This is a genomic window from Micromonospora sp. ATLC20, from assembly GCF_057196585.1.
Window position 1 is genome coordinate 20939 of the sequence record NZ_JBXUOV010000005.1, and the last position, 17557, is coordinate 38495.

A 17557-nucleotide genomic window follows, 5' to 3' on the forward strand; every position below is an offset into this window, starting at 1 on the left:
TTCCCCCTACCGCTGCGGGCGGGCGAGGTAGCGGCCGGTCGGCTCGCCGGTCACCTTGCCGTCGACGAGCACGTGCTGCCCGCGGACGAAGGTGTCGGTGACCCGGGCGGTCAGCTCGAAGCCCTCGAACGGCGTGTACTCCTGCGTCGACTCGGAGTCCTCGGCGCGCACCGTCCAGGTCGAGTTCGGGTCGACCAGGCAGATGTCGGCGTCGTACCCCTGCGCGATGGCGCCCTTGTTGCGCAGGCCGAAGCGCTGGGCCGGGTTCCACGAGGTCAGCTCCGCCACCCGCTGGTACGACAGGCCGCGCCGGTTGCCCTCGGTGACCAGGCCGGGCAGCAGGTACTCGGCGCCGCCGAAGCCGGACTTGGCGACGAAGATGTCGTCGCGCGGCTCACCGAACTTGACCTCGTCCTTGCAGCAGGCGTGGTCGCTGACCACCCAGTCGATCTTGCCGTCCAGGACGTACCCCCAGAGCGCCTCGACGTCGGCGCGCGGGCGTAGCGGCGGGTTGACCTTGCCGCCCAGGCCGTGCGCGGTGTCGATGTCGGCGACCAGGTGGCCGATGGTGACCTCGCGGCGGAAGTCGATGTGCGGGAACGCCCGCGCCATCCGCAGCGCCGCGTCGACAGCCTTCTCCGACGTCAGGTGCAGCAGGTTGATCTTCGGCAGCCCGGTCTCGTGCGCCAGGTACGACGCGATCGACACGGCCAGTCCCTCGGAGTGCGGCGGCCGCGACGCGTGGTACGCCTCCAGCCCGCGCAGCGTGCCGTCCTGCTCGACCTGCTTGGTGTACGCGCTCATGATCTCGGCGGTCTCGCAGTGCAGCGACAGCGAGATCTCGTCGGCCAGCTCGGGGAAACGCTCCCGGGCCGCCTGGACGCCCCGCATCACGAACTCGAAGTGGGCGTAGTCGTACCGCTCGCCCTCCGGGATCATCAGGAACGAGTTCTGGTCGGCGGACCGGCCGTGCAGGCCGTGGCTGCCGTAGAACATGAAGATCTTGAACGAGGTGACGCCGTGCTCCTCGACCAGCGACGGCACCTCGCCGATGTGCTCCCGCGACATCGGCGCCAGGTGGAAGCCGTAGTCGATGTAGGAGCGGCCCTCGGTCGCGGACAGCACCTCGGGGAAGAAGTCGGCGTACCGGCCGCCCCGGTTGAGGTAGTACTGCCCGGTGCGCATGTAGTTCAGCGCCGTGGTGACGCCGCCCTGCACCGAGGCGCGGCTCTCCGAGACGGCGTCCTCGCTCAGCGGGTTGTAGATGCCCCAGTGCTGGTGCGCGTCCACCACGCCGGGGAAGGCGAGCCGGCCGCCGCCGTCGACGACCTGGGCGGCCTCCGCCTGGTCGATCTGCGGGGCGACGCGGCTGATCCGCCCGTCGGTGACGCCGATGTCCATCAGCTCGGGTTCGGGCCGGTCGTGCCGGACCACGCGGACGTTCGTCAGCAGCAGGTCGTAGGTGCTCATGGTGTCGCTCCTCGTGCTCGGTTCAGCGGCGGTTGATCAGGCCCATCAGGCCGTGGACGTCGGGGGCCCGGTCCAGCCGGTGGACCTCCTCGGTGATGCGGTCGGCGGTCGCCTCCGGCAGGGCGGCGGCGTTGGTGCGGAACTTGACCGCCAGTTCGGCGTCGCTGAGCGGACGCTGCGGCCCGCCCCGGTTGGCGAGCACCTCCTGCACCCACTCCCGCCCGTCGCGGGTGACCACCCGCAGCACGGCCGGGAACTGGTGCGGGAAGATCGCGTCGCACCGCTCGTCGCCCACCACGTCGACAAGCGCCATCAGCGCCCGCCGCTGCGGGTCGTGCGCGAGGGCGTCGGTGAAATCGGCGAGGTCCACGCCCAGACCGCCGCCGCCGATCAGGCCGGCGACCACCGCGTACGGGCCGCTGAACTGCGCCTCGTAGCCGGTCTGCGGCGCCCGCTTGCGCTCGATGGGCTGGCCGATGGTGCGCACCGTCGGCGTCGGCACGCCGAGGGTGATCGACTCGATCTGGTCCAGCGGCAGCCCACGCTCGCGCAGCGCGATCGCCGCGTCGATGGCGGCGTGGGTGAAGTGGTTCGCCGGGTACGGCTTGAAGAAGATGCCCGGTACCGCCCAATCGGTGCCGAGCCCGCGGACGATCTCGTCGCCGTCGAACTCGCCGCGCAGGAACGCCTGGAAGAAGCCGAAGCGTCCCTCCAGCACGGTCGGCGGCCCGGTCACGCCGTGCCGGGCCAGCTGCGCGGCGCTCACTGCCGCGTGCGCCGCCCAGCCGCAGTGGATCCGCTTGACGGTGCCGCCGTTGCGGTTGGACTCGATCAGACCGGCCGCCATCGAGGCGGACACGCCGAGCGCGTCGAGCGCGCCGTCGGCGTCCAGCTTCAGCAGCCGGGCCGCCGCCACCGCGCCGCCGAGCGTGCCGCAGATCGAGGTGGCGTGCTGCCCGTGCTCGAAGAAGACGGAGTTGCCGGCGGCCGGGTCGTACCCGGCCATGCCGAGCCGGACGCACACCTCCAGGCCCACCGCGATGGCCGCGACCGTCTCCCGCCCGGACGCCCCGGACGCCTCGGCGGCGGCCAGCGCGGCCGGCACCACCGACGCGCTGGGGTGCAGCACCGACGGCAGGTGCGTGTCGTCGTAGTCGAGCGAGTGCGCCAGCACGCCGTTGGCGAACGCGGCCAGCGCCGCGGGCGCCTTCTCGTCCAGGCCGACGACGGTGGCCTGGCCGCGGCCACCCTGCTCCTCGACGTAGGCGAGGGCCGCCTGGCTGGTCGGCAGCGGCCGGGCCGCCACGCAGAGGCCGAGCACGTCCAGGACGCGGGCCCGGACGCTGGCGACCACCTCGTCGGGCAGCGTCTCGGCGGCGGTGTCGGCGGCGAAGGTGGCCAGGTGGCGGCCCAGGGTCGGCTCAGCCACGGCTGATCACCGCCAGCGGGCGCACCGGGGAGCCGGTGGCGCCGTACAGCGGCAGCGGCGCCATCACGAAGGTGAACTCGTGCACCCCGTCGCGGGCCAGCTCCTCCAGTGCCATCGTCTCGATCAGGTAGATGCCGTGCTCCACCAGCAGGATGCGGTGCGCCGGCAGCGAGCTGTGGCCCTTGCCCGGGTGCAGGCACTCGAAGGCGATGGTGTCGGCGCCGGCCGCGTGTACGCCGCGCTGCGCCAGCCAGGTGGCGCCGTCCGCGCCGACCCCGGGTACGCCGGAGTCCTTGCCGATGTACTGGTTGCGGTCCTCGTGGTCGAACAGCCGGCCCCACCCGCTGCGGATGAGCACGACGTCACCGGCGCCCACCGGCGTGCCCTGCCGGGACACCGCGGCATCCAGGTCGGCGGGCGTGATCTCGTAGCCGGGCTCGCAGGCCTCCACGCCCAGCGCGGCGGGCACGTCCAGCAGCACGCCGCGGCGGACCATCGGCGCGACGGTGTGCACGCCCAGCTCGTCGAACCGGCCACCGACCTGCGCGTCGGCGGCGTCGGCGCCGCCGTGCAGCCGGCCGTCCTGGGAGACGTGCGCGAGCGCGTCGACGTGCGTACCGACGTGCGTGCCCATCACCAGCAGGTCGTTGGCGGCGGAGCCGCCGTCGGCGCGCACCATGTCGCCGTGGCGGCGCGGCAGGGTGAGCCCGAACGCCGGGTGGTTCGGTGACTGCGGCATGCCGACGGTCAGCCGCCGGCCCAGGTCGTAGATCGTGACACCGGCCTGCACGGCGTCGAGCAGGCGGTCGGCGGTTCTGGCTGTGGTGCCCACGGGGTTCCTCGCGTTTCGGCTGTCGGCGTCGTCAGGCGACGACGCCACGGGCTTTCAGGTCGGCGATCTCGGCCGGGTCGCAGCCGAGTTCCTCGACGAGCAGGGCGTCGGTGTCGGCGCCGGGGGAGCGTCCGGTGAACCGGATCCGGCCCGGCGTCTCCGACATCCGCCACATGACGTTGTGCATCCGCATCGGGCCGAGGTCGGGATCGTCGACCGTGGTGATCATCTCGGTGGCCTGCACGTGCGGGTCCTCGACGATGTCCTTGGCGCTGTAGACCGGTGCGACGGCGGCGCCGGCCTCGGCGAACGCCGCGGCCACCTCGTCGCGGGTGCGCTCGGCGATCCACGAGCCCACGTACTCGTCGAGCAGGTCCGCGTGCGCCACCCGCCCGACGCCGGTACGGAACCACGGCTCGTCGATCACCTCGGGGTGGCCCACCAGCCGCAGCACCCGCTCGGCGATGGCCTGGGCGCTGGTGGAGATCGCCACCCACGACCCGTCCTTGGTCTGGTACGTGTTGCGCGGCGCGTTGTTCGTCGAGCGGTTGCCCTGCCGCTGCTCCACCACGCCGAGCTGGTCGTAGACGGTGGGGCCGGGACCGACAGCGGTCATGATCGGCTCCAGCAGGCTCATGTCGACGACCTGGCCCCGGCCGCCGGAGCGCTCCCGGTGCCACAGCGCCATCATCACCGCCGACGAGGTGGCGATGCCGCAGATGCTGTCGGCCAGCCCGAACGCGGGCAGCGTCGGCGGGCCGTCGGCCGTGCCGGTCAGGTGGGCGAAGCCGCTCATCGCCTCGGCCAGCGTGCCGAACCCGGCGCGGGAGGCGTACGGGCCGGTCTGCCCGAAGCCGGTGATCCGGGCGATCACCAGACCGGGGTTGACCCGGTGCAGTTCCTCCGGGCCGACACCCCAGCGCTCCAGCGTGCCCGGCCGGAAGTTCTCCACCAGCACGTCGGCCCGCTCGGCCAGCCGCAGCAGCAGCGCCGCGCCCTCCGGCGCGGACAGGTTCAGCCCGACCAGCCGCTTGTTGCGGGAGATCTCCTTCCACCACAGGGGATGACCGTCCTTGGCCTTGCCGTGGCCGCGCATGCTGTCACCCATGGTCGGGTGCTCGATCTTGATCACGTCGGCGCCGTAGTCGCCGAGGATCTGACAGCACAGCGGCCCGGCGAGGATCGTCGAGACGTCAAGCACCCGCAGGCCCGTCAGCGGTCCGTCACTCACCTGTTCCACCTCCCCAGTTCTGTTCCTGACCCGTCCGGCCGGCGACGCGCTGCGCCGGCGGCCGGAAACCCAGTTCGGCGGAGATCTCCGCCGCCGCCGCGGCGACCAGCGCACCGTGCGCGGCGCACACCTCCGGGGTGAACCGGTTCTGCGGCCCGCACAGCGAGATCGAGCCGAACACCTGCCCGGTCGCGTACCGCACCGGCGCGGCCACGCTCCCCGCGCCGTTCTGCCGTTCGCCCATGCTCACCGCGTACCCCTGACGCCGGATCCGGGCCAGGTCGGCCCGCAGCTTGGCGGTGGAGGTGATGGTGGCCGGGGTGACCGCGTCGAGCGGGTGGTGGCCGAGGTAGTCGTCGACCTCGGCGTCCGGCAGCGCCGCCAGGATCGCCTTCGACGACGACCCGGAGTGCAGCGCGTGGCTGGTGCCCAGGGACACCGACATCCGGACCTCGTGCGGCGAGAGCACCTGGTCGATGTAGACGCGCGACCAGCCCTGCCGCACCGACAGCGTGGCGGTCTCGCCGCTGTCGCGGACCAGCCGGACCAGGTACCGGCGCGCGATGTCCGGCACGTCCAGGGCGCGCAGCGCGGCCAGGCCCACCGCCAGCGCGCCGGTGCCGAGGCGGTACCGCTTGGTCTCCTCGTTGAAGGTGAGGAAGTTGTCGGCCACCAGCTCCTTGAGGATCCGGTGCGCGACCGCCTTCGGCAGGCCCAGTTCCCGCGCGATCGTCGACACGCCGAGGGTCTCCGGTGCCCGTTCGGCGATGATGTTGACGATGTCGAGGGCGCGGCCCAGACCGGAGCGGGTCCGGCCGGCACTGCTCTCGACGACCGTTGTCGTGATCATCTCTCTTCCTCCACTGTCGACGTACGTGCGTGGGGTCGTCGGGCGTCAGGCGGGCGCGACGGGGGTCTTCCCGGGTGGCAGGCCGTCGGCCTGCCGGGGTCGCTCCCGCGCGATGACGAGCGCCACCGAGGCGAGCACCACGGCACCGGCGAGCACCTGTCGTCCGGACAACGATTCATCCAGCACCATCATGCCGAGCAGGACCGCCACCACCGGGTTGACGTACGCGTAGGTGGACGCGAGCTGGATCGGCGCGTTGCGCAGCAACCACGTGTAGACGCTGAAGCCGACCACTGTGCACACCAGCATCAGGTAGGTCCACGCCAGCCAGGACCGGCCGGTCACGCCGGCCGGGTCGAACCGTCCCAGCTCACCGCTGACCACGCTCGCCACCGCCACCGCGACGCCGCCGACGAGCATCTGCCAGCCGGTGCCGACCAGGTGGTCGGCCGGCATGTGCAGCCGCTGCGACAGCGTCGAGCCCAGCGCCCACACCATCGTGGAGACCACCAGCAGCAGCATCCCGCCGAGGTGCCATCCCTTCGTCGGCACCGAGAACAGCAGCGCCAGCCCGGCCACCCCGCCCAGTACGCCCACCGCCGCGAGCGCCGACGGCCGCGGACCGACCGCCAGCCGCAGCACCAGCACCCACAGCGGCATGCCGGCCACCACCAGCGACGTCAGCCCGGTAGGCACGTACTGCTGGCCCAGGGCGAGCAGCGCGCTGCCCGCACCGACCATCAGCAGCCCGCTGGCGCCCACCCCGCCCCACTGCCGCCGGGGCAGCAGCAGCCCGGCCGGTCCCCGGCGCAGCGCCGCCACCGCGAACAGCAGCAGCGCGGCGGCCAGGAACCGGGCCGACGTGGCGACCAGCGGCGGGATGCTGTCCAGGGCCACCCGGTTGCCCAGGTAGGTCGAGCCCCAGATCAGGTAGACCGCGCCGAGCCCGACGGCCAGGGCCATCGGGCCGGCGGGCCGCTGCGGATCCGCCGGGTGGCGGACCGCAGCGGGCCGGGTCAGGTCAGCGGTGGCCATCGACCCGGATCGCCACCGCGGTGTTGCCCCGCAGGGCGTTCGAGTAGGGACACATCCGGTCGGCCAGCTCCACCGCGCGTTCCAGGTCGGCCTGCGGGCACTGCGGCGCGGACACGTCCAGCACCACGGCGATCGCGTACCGGCCGTCCTCGGTCTGCCCGAGGGAGACCGAGGCGGTCACCGTCGTCGGGCCGGGCTTGACGCCGGCCTGCCGGGCGGCGACCGCGAGCGCGCTGTCGAAGCAGGCCGCGTAGCCGGCCGCGAACAGCTCCTCCGGGTCGGTGCCGGGCGCGTCCGGACCCCGCTGGGCGGGACGGGTCAGGTCGACCCGCAGCGAACCGGTCAGCGACCGGGCGCTGCCGCCGCGGCCGCCGGAGACCTCGACGGCGGCGGTGTAGAGCGTGTTCGCCGGTACGACCTTCGCCTCGGCGGCCGGGGTGCCGACGCTCATGCCGCCACCTCCCGTCCGAGGTCGGCGTGCACCCGCGCGGCGACCGCGTCGGCGAACGCCTCCGGCTGCTCGTCGGCCACGAAGTCGGTGCCGCCGGGGATGGTGACCAGCTCGGCGCCGGGCAGCGCGGCCCGCACCTGCGGCGTCATCCGGTCCAGCAGGTCGTCGGCGCCGTGCAGCAGCACGATGGGTAGCGCGTCCAGGGCGGCGGTGTCGACGTGGTGGTCGAACACCGCCCGGTACGCGGTGGCGTAGTCCGGTCCGGTCAGCAGGTACTCGGTGACCTGGCGGTCCGCCTCCTCCGGGGTCAGGCGCGGGTACAGGCCGTACACCCGGTCCCAGATGACCTTCAGGTGCCCGCCGTCGCGGGCCGGCACGTAGCCGGGCGCGTACGACCGCTTCTTCTCCGCCCGCTCCTGCTCGTCGTAGAGCGGGATGCCCTGCAGGATCAGCCGGTGCACCCGCTCCGGCGCCGACATCAGCGCCTCCGCGCCGACGATCGCGCCGGTGTGCTGCCCGAGCAGGTGCACCCGGGACAGCCCGAGGGCGTCGGCGAACTGCCACACCCCGGCCGCGTACTCCGGGATCGACCACGGGCGCGGCGGCGCGTCGGACATGCCGAACCCCGGCGTGTCCGGGGCGATCACCCGCAGGCCGCGGCGGGCCAGCGGCTCGATCACCGCGTCGTAGGTGGCCGAGGAGAGCGGGGACTGGTGCAGGATCAGCAGCACCGGGGCGTCGGCGTCGCCGCCGTGCCGGTAGTGCACCTGACCCCACGGCACGTCGACGTAGGCGCGGCGGGCCACGCCGCGGGCCCGGGTCACTCGGCCACCGCCAGCGCCGCCATGACCTCGATGACGTGCTTGATGCCGGCCTTGTAGTCGTCCAGCCGGATGTTCTCGTTCGGGCCGTCCACACCGGAGTCGGCGCGGGACACGCCGACGCCGACGATCGGCCGGTCGGCGATCACGCCCTGGTTGCCGATCCACTGCGTGTACGGCTCGATCACCGGTTCGGTCCCGTACACCCGGCGGGCCGCGTCGGCGACCAGCGCGACGAACGGGTCGCGGTGGTCGGTGAGGTTGGGCCGGCTGGTCGCCATCACCTCGATGCGCAGGTCACCGAAGCCGGTCGCGGCCAGGTGGTCGCGGATGCAGCCGAGCACGCGGTCCGGGTCCTGGCCCGGCACCAGCCGGATCTCCAGCTTCGCCGAGGCGGTGGACGGGATGCCGAGCGTCACGTCGTCGCGCATGTCGCCGCCGGCGAAACCGGCGACGGTGAGCGTCGGCACGGTACGGATGGCGACCGCGGCGCCCTGGTCGTCCAGGTCACCGGTGAACCGGTCGACCTGGGCCCGCTTGCGCAGGAAGTCCCCGTCGAACGCCACCTTCTCCAGCAGCGCCCGCTCCTCGTCCGTCGGCGGCCGGGCGTCGTCGGCGAAACCGGGGATCGTCACGGTGCCGTCGGGCCGCTGCAACTGCGCCAGGGCGGCGGCCAGCCGGGCCGTGGCAGCCGGCAGCAGCGCGGTGTTCTGGCTGGTCAGGTCGCGCGGCAGGGTCTGTGCGGTGAGCCGCAGGTAGAGCACGCCCTTCTCGGCGAGCTTGAGCAGCAGCCGGTCCTCGCCGTCGAGCCAGGAGTTCTCCCACAGCGCGGCGTCGCTGGCGAGCCGGTCGGCGTGCGCCTCGACGAACGAGCCCAGACCCGGGCTGTGCAGCCACTTCTTGCCCTCGAAGATGATCCGGTTGGTCACCGGCGGGGTCAGCCCGGCCAGCTTCCAGGCCGCCGCCGCGTGGATGCGGGACATGACGACGCCCTTGTCGTCGGCCACGCCCCGGGCGTACAGCCGGCCGTCGTGGATCTCCGCCGCGTACGGCGGGCTGATCCAGTCGGCGTCGTCACCGGCCGGCTCGACCTCCACGTCGTAGTGGGTGAAGTGCAGCAGCGCCTTGTCACCCTCGCCCGGCACCTCGGCCAGCACGTACGGGTACGACTGCTCCCACGGGATGATCTCGGCTTCGCCGCCCCAGCGGCGGACCGACCCGGCGATGAACTCGGCGGTGGCCTCCATCTGCTCCGGCTCCTGGCGGCGGCTGCGGATGCGGCACAGCTGCTGGAGCTCCTCGACGAACTCGTCGAAGTGCGCGTCGACGGCCGCGAGAGCGGCTGCGGTATCCGGTTTGGGCATGGTGGTCCTCACAGAAGGGGTCGGGGGGAAAGTCAGTGGATGGTGACGCCGCCGTCGACGAAGATCGTCTGCCCGGTGGTCATGGCGGCGGCGTCACTGAGCAGGTAGGCGACCGCGTTCGCGACGTCCTGCGGCAGCGCCATCCGGCCCAGCGGGATGGAGGCCATCTTGTCGGCCAGGTACGCGTCGTCGCCGCGGACGTCGGCGGTCATGTCGGTGGGCACGATCGTGGGTCCGACGGCGTTGACCCGGATCCGGTCCGGTGCCCACTCCAGCGCCAGCACGCGTGCCATGTGCATCACGCCGGCCTTGCTGACGCAGTATCCGAGCGTGTTCAGCACCGCGACGTGCCCGTTCGTGGAGCCGATGTTCACCACCGCGCCGCGGGTCTGCCGCAGCGCCGGGTACGCGGCCTGGCTCATCCGGAACGTGCCGGTCAGGTTGACGTCCAGGACGGTGGTGAAGTCCTCCTCGGACATCGTCGCGGCGGGCCCGCGCCGGACGATCCCGGCGTTGTTGACGAGCAGGTCGAGGCGCCCGTGGGCGTCCACGACCTCGGCCACCAGGCCGGCGCAGGAGGCGGCCGACCGGACGTCCACCCGGTGCCGGGTGTGGGCGCCGCCGGTCAGCTCGGCCTCCGCCCAGTCGTCGAGCAGGTCGGCCTGCGCCACCGTCGCGCCGCGCTGTGCGAGGGTCGCGGCGATGCGGGCGCCGATGCCGCGGGCCGCGCCGGTGACCAGTGCCACCCGCCCGTCGAACCGGTTCGGATCGGTGTTCATGTCTCGTGTCCTGCCTTTCCCGTTCGGCCACCGGCCGGGCGGGCGTGAACCACGCCCGGCCGGTGCTCCGCACGCGTGACGGCGGTCCCGTCAGCTGCCGTCACGCGCCGATCACCTTCGTGTCCTCGGCCCAGAAGGCCAGCCGCTTCTGCAGCAGCCGGATCACGAAGTGCGCCACCAGACCCATCACCGACAGCACCACCAGGACGGCGAACATGCCGGCGATGTCGAAGTTGTAGTTGGTCTGCAGCAGCAGGTAGCCCAGGCCCTCCTTGGCGCCGATGAACTCGCCGACGACCGCGCCGAGGATGGCGAAGACGATGCCGATGTCCAGGCCGGCGAAGATGAACGGCAGCGCACTGGGCAGCCGGACCATCCGGAAGATCTGGGTCTTGCTCGCGCCGAACACCGTCAGCATCTGGATCTTGTCGGCGTCGGCCGCCCGCAGGCCCTCGATGACGTTCACCAGCATCGGGAAGAACGAGATCACCGCGGCCATGACCACCTTGCTGGTCAGGCCGAAACCGAACCAGACCACGAACAGCGGGGCCAGGGCGACCTTCGGCACGGTCTGGAAGGCCACGATGTACGGCATCAGGGTGGCTTCGACGATCTTGATCTGGGAGATGAACGTGCCGAGGACCAGCGCGGCCCCGACACCGATCACGAACCCGAGCAGCGCCTCCTGGGTGGTCACCCAGAAGTGACCCCAGAACTGGTCGTCGCCGAGCTGCTGCCACAGCGACTCGACCACGCTCGACGGCAGCGGCAGGACGTACTCGTCGACGCCGATGAGCTGGACGCCGTACTCCCAGGCCAGCACGACCACGACGAAGACCGTCGGGACCAGCCAGAGCTGGGGCTTCTCGCGGAGGTCGAACTTGCGCCGGGCGGGCTTGGTGGGCCGGGCGGACGGCGCCGGTGGCTGGGCCGGCTCGCGGACCAGGTTGCTTGTTGCCATGGCTGTCCCTCGTCAGTCGATAACGCCGGCGGCGTTGAAGTGTCGGCGGATCCGCTCCACGTAGACCCCGGCCCGGTCGGACGACATGACGCCGAGGTCACGCGGCCGCTCCAGGTCGATGTCCATGACCTCCGCGATCCGGCCCGGCCGGGGGCTGAGCACGACCACCCGGTCGGAGAGGAAGACCGCCTCCGGGATGGAGTGCGTGACCAGCACGATCGTCTGGTTGCTCTCCTGCCAGATGCGCAGCAGCTCCACGTTCATGTACTCGCGCGTCATCGCGTCGAGCGCGCCGAACGGCTCGTCCATCAGCAGTACCGCCGGGTCGTGCACCAGCGCCCGGCAGATGCCGGCCCGCTGCTGCATGCCGCCGCTGAGCTCGTGCGGGTACTTCTGCTCGAAGCCGTTGAGACCGACCATGTCGAGCAGTTGCTGGGCGCGTTCCCGGTGCCGGCGGGGATCCAGTCGCTGGATCTCCGCCGGCACCATCACGTTGTCGAAGATGGTGCGCCACGGCAGCAGCGTCGGTGCCTGGAACACCATCCCGACCTCGGGAAGGGGCTTCGTCACGTCCCGCCCGGCGATCCGTACCGCGCCGCCGGACTTCGGGCTGAGCCCGGCGAGGATCTTCAGCAAAGTGGTCTTGCCGCACCCGGACGGTCCCACGACCGAGATGAACTCGCCGCGACGTACCGTCAGGTTGATGTCGCTCAACGCCTGGGTCGGTGCCGACTTCCGGGGCCGGTACTCCTTGTCCAGCCCGTCGATCTCGATCCAGGAGTCTTCCGACACCGATGCCGGAGCCTGCGTCTGCGCCCGGCGGGCCGTCGCCTTGATGGCCATCGAAATCCCTTCCGCTGTCCGCTGCCTAGGCGGTGTAGTTCGCGGCCTTGCTCAGCACCGCGGCCTTGTCGAAGTTGTTGGCGCCGGAGAGCAGGCTCGGGTCCCACAGCTTCTTGAGGTCGACCTCGCCGGTGATCTGCCCGGCCTCCTTGGTGTACGCCTGGGTCTTCGCCCACTCCTCGTCGCTGATCGCGCCCCAGTCGCCGAACTGCTCCGGGTCGCCGCTGGCCGGGGTGGCCGTCTTCAGCCAGGCGGTCAGGCTCTCGGTGTCCGCCTTGAGGCGCTCGTCGGCGGACTTGCCGGCGAGGATCTGCGGGAACACCTTGTAGCCGATCTTCATGGCGGCCTCGGGGTTCTTGGCCGAGAAGAGCATCGCCTTGTACGCCGCGCGCAGGAACCGCTCGTAGGAGTCCTTCTTGGCGTCGAAGTCACGGGCGCCGACGCTGAAGGTGAGCGACCGGATGCCGGAGAACACGTCCGGGTTGGTCAGGTACTTCAGCTCGGTGCCGGCGTTCTCGATGACCGCGTACGCCTGGGTGTAGAGCGCCAGCATGTCGACCTTGCCGTCGTTGAGCGCGGCGGCGGCCTGCGCGCCGACGCCCACCGGCAGCAGCTCGACGTCCTCGGCCGGGTCCAGGCCGGCGGCCTTGACGTAGGCGCGGGCGTACGGGGCCGAGCCGGAGGCCAGGCTGATCACGCCGATCTTCTTGCCGCGCAGGTCCGCGCCGCCGGTGATCGGGGAGTTCGGCTTGACCGCCATCACCCACGGCCAGTTCTGCACCAGGCCGCCGACAGCCTTGATCGGCACGTTCTTCTCCACCGCGCCGAGCGCCGAGCCGGCGTCGGCGGGGGTGATGTCGCCGCTGCCGGACGCGACCGCCTGGAGGGCGGCGACCGAGCCGTCGGCGTTGATCGTCTCGACGGTCAGCTTCTCCTCGGCGAAGTAGCCGAGTTCCTTGGCGACCGCGTAGACGGCCACCTCCTCCTTCGGGCCGATCACGGCGGAGGCGATGGCCATGGTCAGCTTCGCCTCCTTGCCCTCGCCGCCGGCCTCGTCGTCGGAGCCGCCGCCGCACGCGGCCAGGACCAGCGCGGTGGCCAACGCCGCCGGGAGCAGGGCCCACTTTCGTTTCATATGCACACACCTCGTCATGAGTCGGGGGAGACCACCTCCGCCGCCGGAGCGGCGGAGGTGGGGGAATCAGCTGTCGCGCTGCCGCGCGACCGTTGTCCGTCAGGCGTCGCGCTGCTGCGCGACGAGTGCCAGATCGTTGTAGACGTGCTGCTCGACGATCAGTCCGCCGTCGAGCACGAAGACGTCCGCGTAGCGGATGTCCTCGAACGGAGTGCCGTCGAGCCATTCCCCGTACAGCCGCCCGAGCGAGGTCACAGTGACCCGCCCGTCGGCCTCGCCCACCAGGTAGCGGTCCCGGTGCTTGCGCACCCACCGGTAGGTTCCGGTCGACGCGGCCGCCATCTCCCGCAGCGACGAGTACTCCCGGCCGCCCGGGAAGACCAACCGCGCCCGCTCCGCGAGAAAGCGCCCCGCTTCGTCGAGTTCGCGGTCCTCGCACAGCTGCAGGTAGCTGTCGATCAGACCGGGCGCGTCCGGTGTGCTCATCAGCCGGTCTTCTCGCTCAGCGCCGCCTCCCACTGGTCCCGCAGCGGGTGCTCCGCGGGGCCGTGCTCGGTGAGGATGCGCATCAGGCGGGCCAGCAGCGCGTCCCGCTCCCGGTCGAGGACCTGCTGCTCCTCCTCGGTGGAGACGAACTCGTCGACGGCGCCCGCGGTGAGCGCGCCGGAGCGGGTCAGCAGCGCCTCGACGACGCGTACTCGCTGGCGGGTCACGTGCAGCTCCGTGGACAGCTGCAGCACCAGGTCGAGCAGCTTGCCGACCTTGGGGTCTCCGAAGTAGTCGAACTCGTTGCTCATCACGCCTCCGGCTTGGTCGCGGCCAGTACGGCCCAGGGGAAGTGCCACTCGGGACGGTCGCCCCAGCCCTGCGGCTGGACGCCGTTGCGGCGCTCGTCGAACGGGGTCCACGACACGTCGGTCAGACCGGCCTCGGTGCAGACCTCGATCAGGTCGGAGCCGAACAGGTCGTGGAAGAACGGCTCGTTGTTGCGCTCGGCGTGCTCGTAGACGGTGGCGTCGCGCAGCGGGTCGCCGGTGAGCATGAACTCCAGGAAGCGCAGCGAGCCGCCCGGCTTGAGCAGGCGCGCGGCCTCCAGGATCGTCTCCCGGATCGCGGCGGCCGGCATCTCGTGCAGCACCATCGTGCCGGTGACCACGTCGCAGCTGTCCGGCTCGATGCCGGTGGCCCGGCCGTCGGCCTGCCGGTAGTCGATCGCGAGTCCGGTCGCCTCGGCCTCGGCGTGGGCCAGGCGCAGACCCGGCGCGGCCAGGTCCACGCCGATCACCTGCGCGGTCGGGTACTTGGCCGGCAGCGGGCGGGTGCTCTTGCCGAAACCGCACCCGATGTCGACGATCCGGGTCGCCGCCGGCAGTTCGGGCAGCGCGGTCTTGGCGAACAGCGTGTGGAACTTGTAGCCGTCGTTGTCGCGCAGCATGACGATGCGCGCGCCGAACTCGTACACGTAGGCCGACATGTCGTCGGAGAAGAAGCTGCCGGGCTGGATGTGGATGTCGTAGTCGGTGTACCAGTCGGGCAGTTCCAGGTCGGGGTTCAGCTCCAGCGAGCCCTTCGGCTGCTCGGGCAGCGAGGTGAGCTGGTCGGTCAGCTCCTCACGGCGGCTGAGCACCGCGTCGCCGGCGACCTTCCAGAGCATCTTCTGCTGCACCCGCTCCAGGTGGCTGAACCACGGGTAGAGCGGAAGACCACGCAGCACCTGGCCGGCGTCGGCGACGGTGGCGGCGGACGCCCCGGTGGCGCCGTACTCCTCGCGCAGCGCCGGGTAGACGGTGTCCGCCCAGCGCTTGCGCAGGCCGAGGACGAAGTCCACGGCGGAACGCTCATCCAGGGTGAGGCGCTCCTCGATGTCCAGCATGCTTGTCTCCTCTACAGGTGGGGGAGGTCCGGTCCGCGGTGCACCGCGACCGGGGTGGACGGGTCAGTGGGCGTACCGCACGCGCTGGGCGGACGCGGTGTCGAAGGCGCCGAGGAACGCGCCGGCCATCCGTCCCTCGTAGACGGCCTCGAAGGCGGTGCGGGGGGCGTTCGCGTCGCCGACGACGTGGATGCGGGGGCCGTCGGGCAGCGCGTCGAGCTGCCGGTACAACTCGTCCGCGGCCTGCGCCGAACCGCCGTCGACGACCGTGGTGACGTCCTCGACGAGCGTGTCGCCGCCGGCGAGCGGGCCGCCGAGGGCCACCGTGGTGGCGCCCGCGGCGCGGGCGGTCCGCATCGGGTGGACCGCGATCCCCAGGTCCGCGAAGCGCTTGAGCAGCGCGAGCCGCGAGTACGTGGTGATCTTGGCGCTCACCGTGGCGGTGGGGGAGACGAGGTGGACGCGGGCGCCCCGCCGGGCGAACGCCTCCGCCACCGACGCCGCCGACCAGGTGCCCTCGTCGTCGAGCACGACGACGGTGCCGGCCGGCCGGTAGCCGGGGTCGGCCAGGTGGTCGACGGCCTGCCAGATGTCGATCACCGGCGGGCCGCCGGGCAGGTCGCGGCGGGCGGGCCGGGAGCCGGTGGCGAGGACGACGTCCTGGTAGCCGCCGGACAGCACGTCCTCGACGCCGGCGCGGTGGCCGAGCCGGACCGGGATGCCGGCGGCCGCCACGTCGCGGGCCAGGTCGCGGGTGAGCAGGCCGAGCCGCTCCCGGCCGGGTACGCGCGCGGCCACCTCGACCTGCCCGCCGAGCCGGTCGCGTGCCTCGACCACTGTCACCCGGTGCCCGGCCCGGTGCGCGGAGAGGGCTGCCTCCAAGCCGGCCGGACCGCCGCCGACGACCAGGACGTCCCGCGCGCCGGACGGTCCGGGCAGTTCCGGCCAGGCGTCGGCCCACTCCCGCTCGGCGCCGACCTCGGGGTTCACCACGCAGGAGATGGGCAGGCTGCTCTCCAGCCGGCCGATGCAGCCCTGGTTGCAGGCCAGGCAGGCGCGTACCTCGTGCTGGCGGCCCTGCTCGGCCTTGCGGACCAGGTGCGGGTCGGCGATGTGCGGGCGGGCCAGGCCGACCAGGTCGGCCTCACCGGCGGCGACGAGTTCGGCCGCCTCCGGCAGGCTGTCCAGCCGGCACACCGCGAGCACCGGCAGGTCCGGGAACTCCCGCTTGAACAGCGCCGCGTGGTGCCGGAACGGGGCGTGGCCGAAGCTCATGTCCGCCATCTGCGTCGCGAGCGAGAAGCTGCCGTGGTAGGCGGAGTGGCTGACGTGCACGTAGGCGAGGGGGAACTCGGCGCGCAGCTTCCCGACGATCTCCAGCACGGCGGCCGGGTCGAGGCCGCCGGGCAGGAACTCGTCGGCGCTGACCCGCAGCCCGACGGGCAGCTCGGGTGCGGCGGCGAGAACCGCCGTGAGCACCTCGCGGGTCAGGCGCATCCGGTTGTCGAGGCTGCCGCCGTACGCGTCGTCGCGGGTGTTCGTGTGCGGCGAGAGGAACTGCTGGAGCAGGTGGCCGTGGCCGGCGTGCACCTCCAGGCCGTCGAAGCCGGCCTCGCGCATGCGCCGCGCGGCGGCGGCGAACGCCTCGACGACGACGGCGATGTCCCGGCGTCCCATCGCGTGCGGCACGTGCGAGCCGGCCGCCCACGGCACCGGCGACGAGGACCAGGCGGCGGTACGCGTCGCGCCGCCGTTGGCCTGCCGTCCGGCGTGCATGATCTGGGCGAACATGCGGGCCCCGTGCTCGTGCACGGCCTCGGTCACCGCCGCGTACGCCGGGATCGACGAGTCGTCGAAGCTGCCGAGGCTGATGCTGCGGCCCGCGCTCGTGGGGTGCACGCGGATGGCCTCGGTGATGATCAGGCCGGCGCCGCCGCGCGCCCGCTCCGCGTGGTAGGCGACGTGGCGGGCGGTGGGCACATTGTTCAGTCCGAAGTTGGTGGTGTGGCCGGGGACGAAGACCCGGTTCCGCAATGTGAGACGACCGAGCCGGGTGGGGGAGAGAAGAGCGAGAAGCTTGTCGTCGAGCATGCCTCGGACTTCCTGTTTCGGGCCGCACTCGGCGAGGCCGAGAGCGTTCGGATGAACCGTACGCCGTTCGATTGAGTGGAACGGTAGGGCCGGGTTCACATGCCGTCAACGGGCTACTGAGCAGTAACTTAGTTCGCCGCACCACCCCTGAGCTGCTGTTCCACTAGGCGGAACGCTGACCGACGATGACCGTCGATGCGGCGGTCGATCGTTCGGTTCCTCCTGATCGGACGACGGTGCCGGCCGCCGCTCGCCGGTCGGCGGCCCGTGCCGATCGTTCGGACGGCCGCACCCGGCCGCGTCGGCGGCCCTCCGCCGGGAACGCCGGCACGCCTCCCGGCGCGGCTCCGGACACGGGACGGCCCGGGCCTGCGCCCGGCCGCACCGGTGGG

General features: G+C 72.3%; 17 protein-coding genes. All 17 read right to left on the reverse strand.

The features are described 5' to 3' along the window. Positions 1–6: 6 nt before the first annotated feature. Positions 7–1470 (reverse strand): dihydroorotase, encoded by a 1464-nt coding sequence (locus AC2CHG_RS02450; RefSeq protein ID WP_262011971.1) that lies wholly within the window; start codon positions 1468–1470, stop codon positions 7–9. 22 nt (positions 1471–1492) lie between these two features. Beyond that, positions 1493–2899, reverse strand: a complete 1407-nt coding sequence (locus tag AC2CHG_RS02455) for an MmgE/PrpD family protein (RefSeq protein WP_262011970.1) — start codon at positions 2897–2899, stop codon at positions 1493–1495. Further along, entirely contained in the window at positions 2892–3731 is an 840-nt protein-coding gene (locus AC2CHG_RS02460; protein ID WP_262011969.1) for a cyclase family protein, read from the reverse strand. The genes AC2CHG_RS02455 and AC2CHG_RS02460 overlap by 8 nt, the downstream gene beginning before the upstream one ends. A gap of 31 nt (positions 3732–3762) precedes the next feature. After that, a complete protein-coding gene (locus tag AC2CHG_RS02465) occupies positions 3763–4962 on the reverse strand; it encodes a CaiB/BaiF CoA transferase family protein (RefSeq protein ID WP_252448003.1) in 1200 nt (399 codons plus the stop codon). Beyond that, positions 4955–5812, reverse strand: a complete 858-nt coding sequence (locus AC2CHG_RS02470; protein ID WP_262011968.1) for an IclR family transcriptional regulator — start codon at positions 5810–5812, stop codon at positions 4955–4957. Before AC2CHG_RS02470 ends, AC2CHG_RS02465 begins: the two co-directional genes overlap by 8 nt. 45 nt (positions 5813–5857) lie before the next feature. Then, the gene (locus tag AC2CHG_RS02475) at positions 5858–6847 is read right to left on the reverse strand and encodes an EamA family transporter (RefSeq protein ID WP_013286897.1); all 990 of its coding nucleotides are present in this window, start codon (positions 6845–6847) and stop codon (positions 5858–5860) included. After that, positions 6834–7298: an Ohr family peroxiredoxin gene (locus AC2CHG_RS02480; RefSeq protein ID WP_262011967.1), complete on the reverse strand. Its 465-nt coding sequence runs from the start codon at positions 7296–7298 to the stop codon at positions 6834–6836. Before AC2CHG_RS02480 ends, AC2CHG_RS02475 begins: the two co-directional genes overlap by 14 nt. Next, entirely contained in the window at positions 7295–8122 is an 828-nt protein-coding gene (locus AC2CHG_RS02485) for an alpha/beta fold hydrolase (protein WP_013286895.1), read from the reverse strand. Before AC2CHG_RS02485 ends, AC2CHG_RS02480 begins: the two co-directional genes overlap by 4 nt. Next, a complete protein-coding gene (locus AC2CHG_RS02490) occupies positions 8119–9483 on the reverse strand; it encodes a M20/M25/M40 family metallo-hydrolase (RefSeq protein WP_013476397.1) in 1365 nt (454 codons plus the stop codon). Before AC2CHG_RS02490 ends, AC2CHG_RS02485 begins: the two co-directional genes overlap by 4 nt. A gap of 32 nt (positions 9484–9515) precedes the next feature. Next, positions 9516–10262: an SDR family NAD(P)-dependent oxidoreductase gene (locus AC2CHG_RS02495; protein WP_262011966.1), complete on the reverse strand. Its 747-nt coding sequence runs from the start codon at positions 10260–10262 to the stop codon at positions 9516–9518. A 100-nt stretch (positions 10263–10362) separates the two neighbouring features. Continuing rightward, on the reverse strand, positions 10363–11223 hold the full coding sequence (locus AC2CHG_RS02500) for an ABC transporter permease (RefSeq protein WP_262011965.1): 861 nt from the start codon (positions 11221–11223) through the stop codon (positions 10363–10365). Between the two features lie 12 nt (positions 11224–11235). Continuing rightward, positions 11236–12015: an ABC transporter ATP-binding protein gene (locus tag AC2CHG_RS02505; protein WP_355509869.1), complete on the reverse strand. Its 780-nt coding sequence runs from the start codon at positions 12013–12015 to the stop codon at positions 11236–11238. Between the two features lie 76 nt (positions 12016–12091). Continuing rightward, positions 12092–13201: an ABC transporter substrate-binding protein gene (locus tag AC2CHG_RS02510; RefSeq protein WP_262011963.1), complete on the reverse strand. Its 1110-nt coding sequence runs from the start codon at positions 13199–13201 to the stop codon at positions 12092–12094. A 99-nt stretch (positions 13202–13300) separates the two neighbouring features. Continuing rightward, positions 13301–13687, reverse strand: coding sequence for a nuclear transport factor 2 family protein (locus AC2CHG_RS02515; protein ID WP_013286889.1), 387 nt, complete (start codon positions 13685–13687; stop codon positions 13301–13303). Further along, on the reverse strand, positions 13687–13998 hold the full coding sequence (locus tag AC2CHG_RS02520) for a hypothetical protein (RefSeq protein WP_194799033.1): 312 nt from the start codon (positions 13996–13998) through the stop codon (positions 13687–13689). Before AC2CHG_RS02520 ends, AC2CHG_RS02515 begins: the two co-directional genes overlap by 1 nt. Continuing rightward, on the reverse strand, positions 13998–15074 hold the full coding sequence (locus AC2CHG_RS02525; RefSeq protein WP_262011962.1) for a class I SAM-dependent methyltransferase: 1077 nt from the start codon (positions 15072–15074) through the stop codon (positions 13998–14000). Before AC2CHG_RS02525 ends, AC2CHG_RS02520 begins: the two co-directional genes overlap by 1 nt. A 63-nt stretch (positions 15075–15137) precedes the next feature. Beyond that, the gene (locus AC2CHG_RS02530; RefSeq protein WP_484524075.1) at positions 15138–17165 is read right to left on the reverse strand and encodes an oxidoreductase; all 2028 of its coding nucleotides are present in this window, start codon (positions 17163–17165) and stop codon (positions 15138–15140) included. Positions 17166–17557 lie beyond the last annotated feature (392 nt).